Origin of the sequence: Ruegeria sp. EL01 (assembly GCF_900313035.1) — a bacterium.
In the GTDB taxonomy this organism is placed as follows: Bacteria; Pseudomonadota; Alphaproteobacteria; order Rhodobacterales; family Rhodobacteraceae; genus Ruegeria.
This window is the reverse complement of the sequence record NZ_OMPS01000014.1, coordinates 101,295-113,041: the sequence shown is the minus strand read 5'-3', so window position 1 is coordinate 113,041 and position 11,747 is coordinate 101,295. Positions and strand designations below refer to the sequence as shown.

The window sequence follows — 11,747 nt, the reverse complement described above, 5'->3', positions numbered from 1 at the left end:
AACTTACTCCTCGTTTGCGGGATCAATTCCGCCCATGCACAAGTATTTGAGTTCCATAAAGTCATCGAGGCCGTGACGTGATCCTTCGCGCCCAAGCCCCGACATTTTGACCCCGCCAAACGGCGCTTCGGCAGTTGAAATCAACCCGGTGTTGATCCCAACCATCCCATAGTCCAGCGCTTCACTCACGCGCCAAATACGGGCCATGTCGCGGGTGAAGATGTAGGATGCCAGGCCAAATTCGGTATCATTGGCGGATGCAATCACTTCAGCCTCGGATTCAAATCTGAACAGCGGTGCGATGGGTCCAAAAGTCTCTTCATGCGCGACCAACATGTCGGAGGTCACCCCGGTGAGAATTGTTGGTTCAAAGAATGTGCCGCCCAATGCGTGACGCGCACCACCAAGTGCCACGTGCGCGCCTTTTTGGGTCGCGTCGCTTATATGCTCTTCGACCTTGCTGACAGCAGCGTCGTCGATGAGTGGGCCGAAAACGGCGCCCTCGTCAAAGCCGTTACCGACTGCGAGGAGCTTGAGCTTTTCGGCCAGCTTTTGTGCAAAAGCATCATAAATGCCCGACTGCACATAGATCCGGTTGGCACAAACGCAGGTTTGACCGTTGTTGCGAAACTTGGCGATGAGTGCGCCGTCGACGGCGGCCTCAATATCGGCATCATTAAAGACCACGAACGGCGCGTTGCCGCCCAGTTCCAACCCCAGTTTTTTGATTGTCGGGGCACATTGCGCATAAAGCAGCGCACCGATTTCGGTCGAGCCTGTAAACGTAAGCTTCTGGACCATCTTGCTGGATGTCATTTCCTCGCCGATGATGCGAGCTGATCCTGTGACAACAGAAAACAGACCGTCTGGTAGACCCGCACGCTGCGCCAAAACCGCCAAAGCGATAGCCGAGAAGGGGGTTTGCGATGCGGGTTTCAACACCATTGCGCAGCCTGCGGCAAATGCGGGCGCCGCCTTGCGTGTGATCATTGCGTTTGGAAAATTCCACGGTGTGATTGCCGCAACGACACCAATCGGTTGTTTGATCGTAATGATGCGTTTGTCGGGGGCGTGCCCAGGTGTGACATCGCCGTAAGCACGTCGCGCTTCTTCGGCGAACCATTCAATGAACGAGGCTCCATAGGCGACTTCGCCCTTGGCCTCTGACAGCGGTTTGCCTTGCTCTGCTGTCAGAATAGTGCCCAGATCATGCTGGTTTTCCATGATCAGGTCGTACCACCGACGAAGAATTTGGCTTCTCTCCCTGGCGGTGCGTTTGGCCCAGGAGTGGCGCACAACCTCTGCCACCTCGATGGCTTTACGTATGTTCTCACTGTTCAGTGAGGGTACATAACCAATAAGATCGCCCGAAGCCGGGTTTGTGACGGCAACACCGGTGTCAGGGTCTGCGTCGATCCAAGAGCCGCCGACAAGTGCGGCCTGTTTCAGAAGCGAAGGGTCGTTGAGGTGGAGCATTCGAAGTCCAGAATTTAATGCAAAAAAGGGTCCGGTGTAGCAGGCGACAATCCGCTATCACCGGTTTTCAGTGTGCAGGGCAGGGGCGCGTTCTTTAGTGAATGGGGAAAACCACGTTGGTTTGACCTGTTCCGGAGGACGGGAAGTAGTCTGTTACGACCTCGCATTTCGCCTCGTAAGCATCCCAGCCCAAAGCACCGTAGAGCATGGCTGTATCGTGCATTGATCCCTCGCCGCAGCAGAACTCGGCATAGTCTCCTAGCATTTTGAGGAAGGTTGCGTGATCGCCGTTCTTCCACATCTCCAAGACGTGCAAGTCCATTTGCCGATTGAACTCGCTGGAAATTGTGAAGGTGCCATTGTTGGCAGCGTAGTCTTTGTTGGCCCAGATTTTGTGGCTCAGGGATCCGGACGCGACAAGCAGGACCTTTTCATCGCTGGCCTCGATGGCCTCGCGGATGGCTTCACCGATGATGCGGCTTTCATCGTGGCTGTGCGCCGTGCACCAGGCACCGACGGACACGACTTTCATCTCGTGCTCGCGGCTCATAAAGCGCATGGGAACAAGGGTGCCGTACTCGACTTCGAGACTGTCGAGATGGTGCGCCAGCGTATAGGCACCCTTGTCTGTCGCAATTTTTGCGATGGCGTCTCCAAGTTCGGGGTTTCCATCATACTTGTAGGGCAAATTCTGGATGAACTGCGGAAACTCGTTGGACGTGAATAAGCCCTCAAAGTGGTCATTGGCATTGACGTGAAACCCTGCGTTCAGCACCCAGTGGGTGTCGCAGATGACGACGGTTGTCGCACCCAGCTCTTTGGCGCGACGTGCGATTTCGCGGTGACCATCGATGGCAGGCTGACGCTTGCCTTTGACCGGGCCTTCTTGTTCCGACATCAGCAGTGTCGGAACATGTGTCATCTTGGCAGCGAGTACGAGTTCACCCATGACAGAGTCCTTCCAGGTTCGTGTTCCAAATTACGCGGTCGGTACAGCTTCGGATTATGCGCCGAGGCGCATAATTTTGTGCTCGCCGACGGCGAATGCGATGTTCTTTTGCTCCATGTAAAACTCGAATGACCAATCTCCGCCATCACGGCCAATCCCGCTGGCTTTGATGCCACCAAATGGTGCTGGTAGGTGACGCACATTCTCGGAGTTGACCCAGATCATGCCAGCCTCAAGCTTGTCCGAAAAGCGTAAGCTGCGGGCAAGATCGTTTGTCCAGATATAACCCGTCAGACCATATTCCGTGTCGTTTGCCATCTCCAGGGCTTCTGCCTCATTCGAGAATGGAATTGACGTTAGGACCGGGCCAAAGATTTCTTCGCGCGCAATGCGCATCTGGTTGGAGGCGTCAGTAAAGAGCGTGGGACGCACAAAGTAACCCTCGTCGCCGACCTTAATCCCGCCTGCGGCAACCGTTGCACCGTCTTCATTGGCGATGTCAAAGTAGGACACCACTTTGTTGTAGTGCTCTTGGGTCACGATCGGGCCAATTTCGGTCGCGGGATCCAGCGGGTGACCAACTTTGATGTTGTTGACCCGCTCGACCAGCCGTGCTTCGAATTCCTCTTTGATCGTATCCTGAATGAACAGGCGCGAGGATGATGTGCACCGCTCCCCGTTGATCGAGTAGATCATGAAGATCACCGCATCCAGCGCGCGTTCCATATCGCAATCATCGAATACTATGACGGGGTTTTTACCGCCCAACTCCAGATGCATCCGTTTGAGCGTATCGGCGCCCTGCTTTGTGATGATACTGCCGGTGCGGCTTTCGCCGACAAAGGCGATGGCCTTGATGGCGGGGTGTTCGGTCAGGCGTTTGCCAGCGTCGTGACCATATCCATTGACCGTGTTCAACACGCCCGGTGGAAGGCCAGCTTCCTCGGCAATTTCCACCAACAGGCGTGCTGTCAATGGGCTATCCTCTGCGGGCTTGTGCACAACCGTGCAACCCGCAGCAAGCGCGGGTGCAATTTTCCAGGTGGACAGCATGAACGGTGTATTCCAAGGGGTGATCACCCCTACCGGGCCAATGGGCGTGCGCGTGGTCACGTTCATCAACGTGGGCGATTTCAGATGCTGACCATCCCTTGCCGACGTGACCTGATCCGCAAAGTAGCGGAAGTTTTCGGCCCCGCGCAGTGCAGCCTTGGACATGAAACGCCAAGTTTGTCCTGTATCCCAGCATTCGCACAGCGCGATTTCTTCAGCCCGAGCCTCAATCGCTTCTGCGACGTTGATCAGGATTTTCTTGCGCTCAAGCGCAGGCATGTCGCGCCACGCCGGAAAAGCGGCGGCTGCCGCCTCGGCTGCCCGGTCAACATCTGTGGCATCGGCACGTGCAACATCACAGATCACGCTTTTGTCGACGGGAGAGATTGATTGAAACGTACCTGCTGACCCCGGTTGATCCTGACCAGCGATTCGATTGAGGAGTCCGGTGCCCTTGAAACGTGCAAGGTGGCCGTTCAGCTTTTCAATTTTCAGGTCTAGTTCACTCATGGCAATCCCCATTTAATCTTGTGTTGCGCGTCGCCACTCCGATCCTGGACTACAGTGATGTCCTCATCTTCGAGGGTGTTCCGACGGGTAGGTGCTGACGATTACATTAATTAACATCTATATCTTTAACATATCAATTGTCAATGAATATATGGTTCACGAGGTTATCGAAAGTTGTGGCGCAGGTGCGCGGCGCTTGTCCATACGCAGGTCTATGGCTTGCTGGGAGAACGGCTGAGCGGGAAGGGACTGTTCGTGACCCAGGTTGGATCACCTTTGTTTGCCCGACAGTAGTTGATCGTCGAAACGATTGAAACAGGCCGCAACCCACTGCAACCGGGGCAGGGAGTCCAGACGATTCCGTATAACAGTTAGGTACCCAGTATTGGAGAATGGGGTTCGTGCTGGGCTCATAGATAGTAGATCACGGATGTGGCGAGTGCGATGGCGGACAGGACGGCATTGGGACAGCGATCATACCGTTCTTGGTTCTCCCGATCACGCGCCCACGCTGGTCGCGGTGCTGCGCGCCTTGGGAGAGGTCGCATCAATCATGACTGTTCTCGTCGTCGTGCACGGCGGCTCGTGAGTTCTCATGTCATCTGCCCAATCTAACCTATTGCAGATAATGAAGAAAAATCCACCAAGAAGACGTCTATCATCAACGCAGGGTCTGCCGTGAATTTGGGGGAAATAGAGTTTAGGGCGCCTCACTTAGCCAAAATGATCAGACCGGCCACCGCCCGTTCTTCGAGCGGCGAACCTCGGTGCCCGGTGGAAATCAAATGGTCCTGACCCGAAGAAAATGTCAAATTTCCGGGTGTTTTGCGCTATGATCATCTCATTCAAGTCGAAGTAGTTTTGCGCCAGATCTGATATGGTCGACAGCGCTTTAGCCAGCGAGGAAATTAGAATGTCAAAATTTGATGATTTCTGGGAAAACCATCCTGCTAACCAGTTTCCGCCCGTGAGCGATCCTTGTCGAAGTGACGGTTTTCCGAATTTCACTAACCAATGTTGTATCCGGTTAGGTGTTGCGCTCACAAAATCAGGTCAAAAGATTTCACGTTATCCAGGCGTCTTTTGTTGGCACGGCCACGGCAAGAAACACCCTTTGCGCGTTGAGGAGATGAAACTCTGGCTAAACTCCGATCGTGCAAAATTTGTCGGCAAAGCAAAGATATCCAGAAGCCGGCCTGGCGTTCCACAAAAGACGTTCGAAGACTATTTGGGACAACGAGGAATCGTTGCATTCATCAATTTTTGGGGCGAGGGAAATCAGGGAGATCACATCGACCTGTGGAATGGTGAGCATGTTGCGCACGGCAGCCGGGACTATTTTGAGCGCTCCGAGCAAATTTGGTATTGGAAAATGAAGTGAGGTGGTTCGCCGGAGTCTTTGTCTCAGTGTCCGCTGCTGTGACATTCTTCGTGGTATCGACAGCGATCGCACAAGAGCTTGTGGTCGAACTTGCAACAGTTTCATCAAATGAGAACGGCACTGAATGCATCTTCAAATACCGCTCGAAGGGCGTAAAACAGCAGATGCTGAAGCTCAACCTAAAACCTCCGTGTAACTTCGCTGAACGCACGACTGACCATGCCCCTAACGCATCATCCACGACCGAACGTGATGCGATTGGCGATGCGATGAAAGTGGGCGCCTGGCGATTTGGCAACGGTACGCTGATCATACCCATCATCGGCGACCCAATTCCGTTCGAATGGCGCAGCTCAGAGCTATTCCAGCTGCGAAAAAGTCAGGGATTGATGTGCGGGGCTAGCCTACAGGGTGTCTTGGTTGATGCCAAAGGTGTGCGGGTGTCCCCGAAACGTGAGCATGTCGGTTTCTTTTGCAAAGAGCTGGGTATCAGTGCGAAGGAAGCCTGGTTGCTCGCAAATCCCAAATGAATGGGCATTCTCAGCGGACTCCGGCTTGAGGTGGTCAGTGCCTGTCGCAGCGATTGCCCGCGACCCGAGCAAACACATCCATTTCGCTCCACTACTTCCATCGGTTGTGGAGCGTTTTGGCGAACATATTCACGAAACGCATCAGACCACCGCAGCTCAAGCGATTGATAGACTCGATTCTGATCAGCATACGCAGATCATCACCCATTCTGCGCCCTGCAAGATCAGAAACTTGAGCTAGGCTGCTGAGTTGGCGGCATGCAAATTGATGGGTCCTGTGCCTATGAAATTGCTGTTAGGCAATCGGAATGCGCAAGTTCTGACCCGGGAAAATCACATTGGGATCATCAATAAGATGTGCGTTAGCGCGCTGGATAACGGACACTTGGCCTGGATCACCATACTGTGCCGTTGAGATCGCACTCAGCGTGTCACCCGGCGCAACAGTGTAGTTCCGATAGCCAACATAGTTCGGCAAAATACGGGGTCCGTAAAACACGGGAACATGGACAGTAGGGATCACGCCTTCCCCGCCAGCACTGTCATCCGTCACCGTCACAAAAAGACGATCAAGCTGGAAATTGGGGTTGTCTGGTATCTCTACCGTGGCCTGAAATTGCCGCAGCGCAATTGCACCAGCTGAGGCTGCGCCGCCAAATTCGACATGTCCTTCGCTGATAGAGATTGAAAGATGACCTTCGAAGCCAACAGCATTTCCCGCCATCATGATGGTGCTGCCGACAATGTCAAAGGGCTTGGGCTGGAGAATCTCGATGTTCATAATTGAGCTCCTTACGGCTATGCAGAAAACTATAAACCAAAATCGCCTCGGCGACCAAATCCGGCAGGCGACATCTGATACGCCCAAACGGCATAGGCGATGACTTCGTGCGGAAAAAGGAAGTCCCTTAAGCGTGGGATGAGCGCCGGAATGTTCTTTCAGGACAGATCGCAAAGACGCCATGATCAAACAATTTGGCAATTCCAATTGAAGACATCCAGCGTCAGGACAGGGGTTTTCATCAACCGCTGCGCAAAGTTTGCTACACAACCGACGACACGGGGAAAAATTTGCGACAGAGTCATTCCGGCTGCGGGTCGAATCCCTCTTGGTTGTTAACTGAGATTGGAACGGTTCAGTTTGTAGCGCCACATCGGGACCGAATGTTCGTGGGCAAATGAAAACCGCCTCAAGGTGGAAGCGTCCCGCTGAAATCCATTGGATTTTAGCACCGACGACGCGGCGTAGTTATCAAGCATGCAGCATGCCGTGATGTCGTCATACGACGCTGGTAGATCCTGAATGAATGTTTCAACGGCCCAACGGCCCAAACCCCGTCCATGAAAACGGGGAAGCAGCCAGAATGATAGTTCAACGCCAAGACTGATCGTTCCAGCCAACCGGTTGCCCAAACAAATTGCACTGGCTTCGACCTCGGGATCCAGAAGAAAGTCCAGATACTTTTGCGAAGTATCCCGGTCGACTTCCAATGGCAGCGCCGCAAGCCAGAAAACGAGATCCGGGTCTTGAAGTGCAGAATGTATCGCCGAACCGTCTTGGTCCGATATCGGCCGCAGGCTGCGCAGCATGACTGGCTGTTCGTGTTCGTTGGCAGTTTGCTTCATGGTGGCTCTGAATTGAGTGTTAAACGTTGCTGTTGATTTTGCCGGGTTTCTCTGAATGAGTGAGGCTTTGATAGTCGGAAATGGGATGCGGAAATCACTGCTCTGGATGTTCAGTTTGTAAAGCTACGCTGTCCTCTAAGCTCACCTTGCCCGCAGGTTTTGCTTTCTCGGGCACTCGTCGACAGCATCGCAATCTCGGCATTTTTTCGACGGACGCTGGGTGCGCTAACTCCCATAGATTGCCGGTATTTTGCCACTGTTCGCCGCGACAGGCTCAGGCCTGAACGTTTTACCCGCCCGGCAATGTCGCCATCGCTGAGAGGGGAAGACTTATCTTCTGCCGCAATCAATGATCTGATCATCTGTAGCGCAACATGCTTTGTTTGGGGCTGGGCGCCATAGTAAACCGGGGCACAAAACAGAGACTTTGCTGTTACGTTGCCCTGTGAGCAATGAATGGTAAGGCCGGACAGAACACGGCTGATTGTCGCTTCGCTAAGGCCGGTGTCCTCGGCGATATCGGTCATGCGCATTGGACTAAGCGCACAATAACCGCGCGTTAGAAATTCACGTTGTCGCATGAATATTTCCGTTATCACCGCTAGCGCTGTCGAGTTTCTGACTTCCAATGCCGAGCGTAATGATTTGGCTTGTCGTATCATCGAAACATGACGATCTTGTAGCGCTGTTTTGATCGATCCGCTGGAGGTGAGCGCGCGGGACAACCGGACGGTTGGAAAACTCGAATTGTTAAGCTCAATCAGCAAGTCGGAACCGGCAACCACCACTGTTGCGTCGCTTTCGCGGGCGAGCGTTTCGTCGGGATCAAAAGAGGCACCCGGCTTTGGATCCATCTTACGAATATCGTCCAAACAGCGGGCGATATCGGCCAGATCGGCATCCAGTTTTCGCGCCAGAACGGGTAGGTCAAAGTCCATCAGCGCGTCAAGATTATCGATCAGGCTTGCCATGGCCCCGTCCATCAATCCCCGATCAAAGGCTTGAAGACGCAGGCATTCTTTGAGGTCACGGGCAAACAACCCGGCAGGTTCTACTGTCTGTAGTTTCGAAAGAACCTCGGCGCAGATTCTGGGACAATAGCCGTACATAGTGGCAAATTCGTCCACGGAAAGACCAAGCCATCCGGTGGGCTCGATCTCGGCCATAAATGCCAGGGCGATCAGCATGTCGTTTTCGCTGTCAAAGATCAGCGGCAATTGTTCTGCGATTTTTTGATACAGGCTGATTTTGGTGTCTACGATGGTATCTGACACATCCGGAAAAGGCGCCGCTGAGCCGCCCAATCGCAAGTCGAAATCTTCAGGCCCGGTTTCAAGAAAAGGGTTTTCTTCGACTGCTTGTGCCAAATGACTCAGCAGTTCGACTTTGTGCATGCGCATTAACTTGAAAGCTTGAACCATCGAGTGGTTCAAGAGGCCGGCCTGACGCTGTGAATGCCTGAAACTCATCACCATTGGTTTACCTCTCAAGCCTCAGATATTGAAAAACGGATGACATTACGGGTTACCTGGGAACGGCCATCCGCATTGGTAGTTTGTTGTGTCGGGGATCGTTGATAGACTGGCTCGACCCAAGGAAAGATAATCCCGCTATGCAATTCGATGCGCCTCACGGTTTTCCTGGCTCTTTTGAAAGTAGCTATCCGGGTGTTTCGCCTCAGCTTCTTGCGCGCACCAGACAGATGTGGTCTGCGAGAGGTCTTGATTTGGATGACGTTTGGCGAAAGACGATTGTCAGGTTCCGTGGTTTCCGCCTTTTCGAGGATTGGGACACTGGCCTTGATAGCCACGCGGTCGACACCTTTTTTATGTTCGATCAGGCTGCTATTTGGGTTGCATCGCTGCACAGCGCTGCGGCTGCGGCGATTGATCTGCCCACCGGCGGGCTTACAACAGCCCAATGGGAAGCGCTTCGGGCGCTCACCTTCCGAATGATTGAGCAGCTGGACGCAATTCGCCTGCTTTTCCTGCACGATTTGCCGACGCCATCCATGCAAATTGCGCGGTCGATTTCCGAAGATGTCGATATGGCACTGGCGTTTGTGTCCAGACCCAAGCTGGCGAAACGATTTGTCGAATGCACGACCATCGAAGAAGCTCAGGACTTCTGGCGCCGTCATATCGCTGGCGGGCGCGCTTTCAAAGCGGTCAGCGAAAGGCTTTATCGCGCGGGTTTGGAGTTCGATCAAGATGGCGCATATGCCGCGTGGCGCCAACAGGTGAAATCGATCCTGGGTACCGCTGTTCACACCTCGTTCACAGACGCCCGCAAAAGCGGACTCAAGCCTGTGGCTGGCCAGTTTAGCGAAACCGGTGACTGTCTTTATTTCGTCACTCTGCGGCTGCAAGAGATGTGTGCGTATTCTCATGTTCTTAATGCTGAATTCGGTCAGGATTTGGCCGCTGTTCACAATGCAGCAATGCCCGATGCAAATGATTGTATCGGGCGCTTGACGCCGCTGATTTCCGAAGTAACCGTTGATCAACTGAGACGGATGCTCGCGGTTGGCGAGTTGGAAGCTCTCCACAGTTAGATCTAGTGGACAACATCTTCCTGCGCGCCCAGTTGGTTCTTGGCGATCCATTGCGCCGCCATAACCAAAGCGCCCATGGCAAAATCTTTGCCATGCTCTTCGATCATCTCTTCCGAGATCTTGGACAATTGGGCGAAATATTTGTCTTTGCTTTGTTCTTCTGCAGACAGGGTCTTGGACATTGGCTATCTCCTGATGGCTTGAATGAGGTGGTTTATTTGAACAACTGAGATGGGAAGGTCGCGATCGCTGCTTTCCCAGACGCGAATCCGATTGCCAGGTGTTCTCCGGTTTTGGACCAACACAGGCTGCTCACTTCGGTGCCGCGTTCCTGATGCAGCATCATGTCCTGAGGGGTCCCAACGCTGGCTAACGTAACCAACCCGCTTGCGTATCCGGTTGCCACAACATCGCGTTCTGGGTGCGCGGCAATCGCATTCAGAACGACAAAGCCGGGTTTGCCGGTTGTAATTGGCGTGCCGGGTTCATCATTCTGAGGCAGATCGTTGGCGTCCCAGCCGACAAGGCGGAAGGCCCCGGATGTTACCAGCGCATTGGCGGATTTGCTGAAAGCCACATTGTGCACCGGGGCAGGGTAGCCTTCTACCCGTTGGGACGACCCCTCGACCCGGTCGATCAGATAAAAGCTGTTATCTGTTGATGCGCAGCACAGGTGGCTTCCAGTATCACGCCATCCGATTTCCGTGATCTCGCTTGCAACGTCGTAGGTGGCGAAATCCATTCCCGGGTCAGACACACCAAACACGCTCAGCTTGCCATCACCCCAGGCGGCAAGGGTTCTGCCATCGTCGGAATAGGACATACAGGCAACCGAATGATCCGGCGTAAACTCGGCAATTGCCGTTAACTCCGATGTTGAGACCACTTCTATCAGTGTGCCTTTGGCAATCGCGATCTGGTCGCCCTTGCGGGTTCCGGCGATTGCCGTCACGGTCTGTCCGTCAGATTTGCGTCTGTCAACGACCTGACCGCCTGCTGTGATCTGCCTCAGAACTCCATCCTCACAGATTGCAGCAAAACCCTGTGTCCCGAACCGAACGATGGAAAGCTTGGGACATACCGAAATATCCGGAGTTTTGACTGGTGTTATGGGATTTTCACGTGGACGGATCGTTGTTCGGCCGGTTTCCAAATCCATCCGGGTTCGAATTTTCGGACTCTCGGCATCTTCGATAGCGGCTAATGCCAGCTTGCCCGATGTCAGCTTAAAGACTGCGCAACTGTCATCTTCATTGAAGATGACTTGATCTATTGCATCGTCCAACGCCCAGTCTCTGCCCAGCAAATCAAACAGAGAGAGGCCTGCGGCACTGTTTTCAACCATTATTCGTCCTCCAGATTGCGGGCTTGTTCAATTTGTTCATCAATCTTCGCTACGTCCCGTTCCAGAGTGTCGATCTGTTCCTGCGAAGCGGTTAGTTCGTTGGATGACATTTCCATCGCGCTGAGCGTTTCCTCTGAGTTCGGGTCTTTCATCAGCAAAATGTCGTAGCCGGCGATCTGCTGCAGAATGCGCAAGTGACCCACGTTCGCCTGCGACAGGCTGTTGATCAGCTCCACACGTTTGAGAAACAGCTCCGGGACGGCTGAGGATTGACCGGTCATTCAAACCTCCTGTAGGAGTCCGAGCTGTCGCTCGAAACAGAT

13 protein-coding genes are annotated in these 11,747 nt (G+C 53.6%); 4 read left to right on the top strand and 9 right to left on the bottom strand.

Annotated elements, in window-relative coordinates; translation table 11 throughout:
* Positions 1 to 3: 3 nt before the first annotated feature.
* The 3 genes from D9K61_RS08105 to hpaE form a co-directional block, all read right to left on the bottom strand.
* On the bottom strand, positions 4 to 1,476 hold the full coding sequence (locus D9K61_RS08105) for an NAD-dependent succinate-semialdehyde dehydrogenase (protein ID WP_120632748.1): 1,473 nt from the start codon (positions 1,474 to 1,476) through the stop codon (positions 4 to 6).
* Between the two features lie 94 nt (positions 1,477 to 1,570).
* A complete protein-coding gene (hpaD, locus tag D9K61_RS08100) occupies positions 1,571 to 2,425 on the bottom strand; it encodes a 3,4-dihydroxyphenylacetate 2,3-dioxygenase (protein ID WP_120632747.1) in 855 nt (284 codons plus the stop codon).
* 54 nt (positions 2,426 to 2,479) lie between these two features.
* Complete coding sequence (hpaE, locus tag D9K61_RS08095) at positions 2,480 to 3,988, bottom strand: 5-carboxymethyl-2-hydroxymuconate semialdehyde dehydrogenase (protein ID WP_120632746.1); 1,509 nt, start codon at positions 3,986 to 3,988, stop codon at positions 2,480 to 2,482.
* A gap of 439 nt (positions 3,989 to 4,427) precedes the next feature.
* On the opposite strand from hpaE, the gene D9K61_RS26905 reads away from it, so the two are divergent.
* The 3 genes from D9K61_RS26905 (at position 4,428) to D9K61_RS08085 (ending at position 5,899) form a co-directional block, all read left to right on the top strand.
* Complete coding sequence (locus tag D9K61_RS26905) at positions 4,428 to 4,577, top strand: hypothetical protein (protein WP_162946807.1); 150 nt, start codon at positions 4,428 to 4,430, stop codon at positions 4,575 to 4,577.
* Positions 4,578 to 4,901: 324 nt separating this feature from the next.
* On the top strand, positions 4,902 to 5,369 hold the full coding sequence (locus tag D9K61_RS08090; protein ID WP_162946806.1) for a type VI secretion system amidase effector protein Tae4: 468 nt from the start codon (positions 4,902 to 4,904) through the stop codon (positions 5,367 to 5,369).
* Positions 5,366 to 5,899 carry a hypothetical protein gene (locus tag D9K61_RS08085; protein WP_120632744.1) on the top strand — a complete coding sequence of 178 codons (534 nt, stop codon included), beginning with the start codon at positions 5,366 to 5,368 and terminating at the stop codon, positions 5,897 to 5,899. Before D9K61_RS08090 ends, D9K61_RS08085 begins: the two co-directional genes overlap by 4 nt.
* 295 nt (positions 5,900 to 6,194) lie before the next feature.
* Here the strand turns inward: D9K61_RS08085 and D9K61_RS08080 are convergent, their stop codons facing one another.
* From D9K61_RS08080 to D9K61_RS08070, 3 genes are all read right to left on the bottom strand, one after another.
* Positions 6,195 to 6,680 (bottom strand): LysM peptidoglycan-binding domain-containing protein, encoded by a 486-nt coding sequence (locus D9K61_RS08080; RefSeq protein ID WP_120632743.1) that lies wholly within the window; start codon positions 6,678 to 6,680, stop codon positions 6,195 to 6,197.
* Between the two features lie 335 nt (positions 6,681 to 7,015).
* A complete protein-coding gene (locus D9K61_RS08075) occupies positions 7,016 to 7,525 on the bottom strand; it encodes a GNAT family N-acetyltransferase (RefSeq protein ID WP_120632742.1) in 510 nt (169 codons plus the stop codon).
* 110 nt (positions 7,526 to 7,635) lie between these two features.
* A complete protein-coding gene (locus D9K61_RS08070; RefSeq protein ID WP_256386742.1) occupies positions 7,636 to 8,994 on the bottom strand; it encodes an RNA polymerase sigma-54 factor in 1,359 nt (452 codons plus the stop codon).
* 257 nt (positions 8,995 to 9,251) lie between these two features.
* Here D9K61_RS08070 and D9K61_RS08065 point away from each other — a divergent pair, with 257 nt between their 5' ends.
* The gene (locus tag D9K61_RS08065; RefSeq protein ID WP_162946804.1) at positions 9,252 to 10,079 is read left to right on the top strand and encodes a hypothetical protein; all 828 of its coding nucleotides are present in this window, start codon (positions 9,252 to 9,254) and stop codon (positions 10,077 to 10,079) included.
* Between the two features lie 2 nt (positions 10,080 to 10,081).
* Here D9K61_RS08065 and D9K61_RS08060 read toward each other — a convergent pair whose 3' ends face one another.
* Genes D9K61_RS08060 through D9K61_RS08050 form a run of 3 tightly spaced genes read right to left on the bottom strand, consistent with a single transcriptional unit; the run spans position 10,082 to position 11,705 of the window.
* Positions 10,082 to 10,261: a hypothetical protein gene (locus tag D9K61_RS08060; protein ID WP_120632739.1), complete on the bottom strand. Its 180-nt coding sequence runs from the start codon at positions 10,259 to 10,261 to the stop codon at positions 10,082 to 10,084.
* Positions 10,262 to 10,293: 32 nt separating this feature from the next.
* Positions 10,294 to 11,424, bottom strand: coding sequence for a WD40 repeat domain-containing protein (locus D9K61_RS08055; RefSeq protein WP_120632738.1), 1,131 nt, complete (start codon positions 11,422 to 11,424; stop codon positions 10,294 to 10,296).
* The gene (locus tag D9K61_RS08050) at positions 11,424 to 11,705 is read right to left on the bottom strand and encodes a hypothetical protein (RefSeq protein WP_120632737.1); all 282 of its coding nucleotides are present in this window, start codon (positions 11,703 to 11,705) and stop codon (positions 11,424 to 11,426) included. The genes D9K61_RS08055 and D9K61_RS08050 overlap by 1 nt, the downstream gene beginning before the upstream one ends.
* Positions 11,706 to 11,747 lie beyond the last annotated feature (42 nt).

What these genes read in the sequence shown, in the direction of transcription:
- D9K61_RS08105 (WP_120632748.1), bottom strand. Translation starts at nt 1,476, where the DNA reads ATGCTCCACCTCAACGACCCTTCGCTTCTGAAACAGGCCGCACTTGTC.
- hpaD (WP_120632747.1), bottom strand. Translation starts at nt 2,425, where the DNA reads ATGGGTGAACTCGTACTCGCTGCCAAGATGACACATGTTCCGACACTG.
- hpaE (WP_120632746.1), bottom strand. Translation starts at nt 3,988, where the DNA reads ATGAGTGAACTAGACCTGAAAATTGAAAAGCTGAACGGCCACCTTGCA.
- D9K61_RS08090 (WP_162946806.1), top strand. Translation starts at nt 4,902, where the DNA reads ATGTCAAAATTTGATGATTTCTGGGAAAACCATCCTGCTAACCAGTTT.
- D9K61_RS08080 (WP_120632743.1), bottom strand. Translation starts at nt 6,680, where the DNA reads ATGAACATCGAGATTCTCCAGCCCAAGCCCTTTGACATTGTCGGCAGC.
- D9K61_RS08075 (WP_120632742.1), bottom strand. Translation starts at nt 7,525, where the DNA reads ATGAAGCAAACTGCCAACGAACACGAACAGCCAGTCATGCTGCGCAGC.
- D9K61_RS08070 (WP_256386742.1), bottom strand. Translation starts at nt 8,994, where the DNA reads ATGAGTTTCAGGCATTCACAGCGTCAGGCCGGCCTCTTGAACCACTCG.
- D9K61_RS08060 (WP_120632739.1), bottom strand. Translation starts at nt 10,261, where the DNA reads ATGTCCAAGACCCTGTCTGCAGAAGAACAAAGCAAAGACAAATATTTC.
- D9K61_RS08055 (WP_120632738.1), bottom strand. Translation starts at nt 11,424, where the DNA reads ATGGTTGAAAACAGTGCCGCAGGCCTCTCTCTGTTTGATTTGCTGGGC.
- D9K61_RS08050 (WP_120632737.1), bottom strand. Translation starts at nt 11,705, where the DNA reads ATGACCGGTCAATCCTCAGCCGTCCCGGAGCTGTTTCTCAAACGTGTG.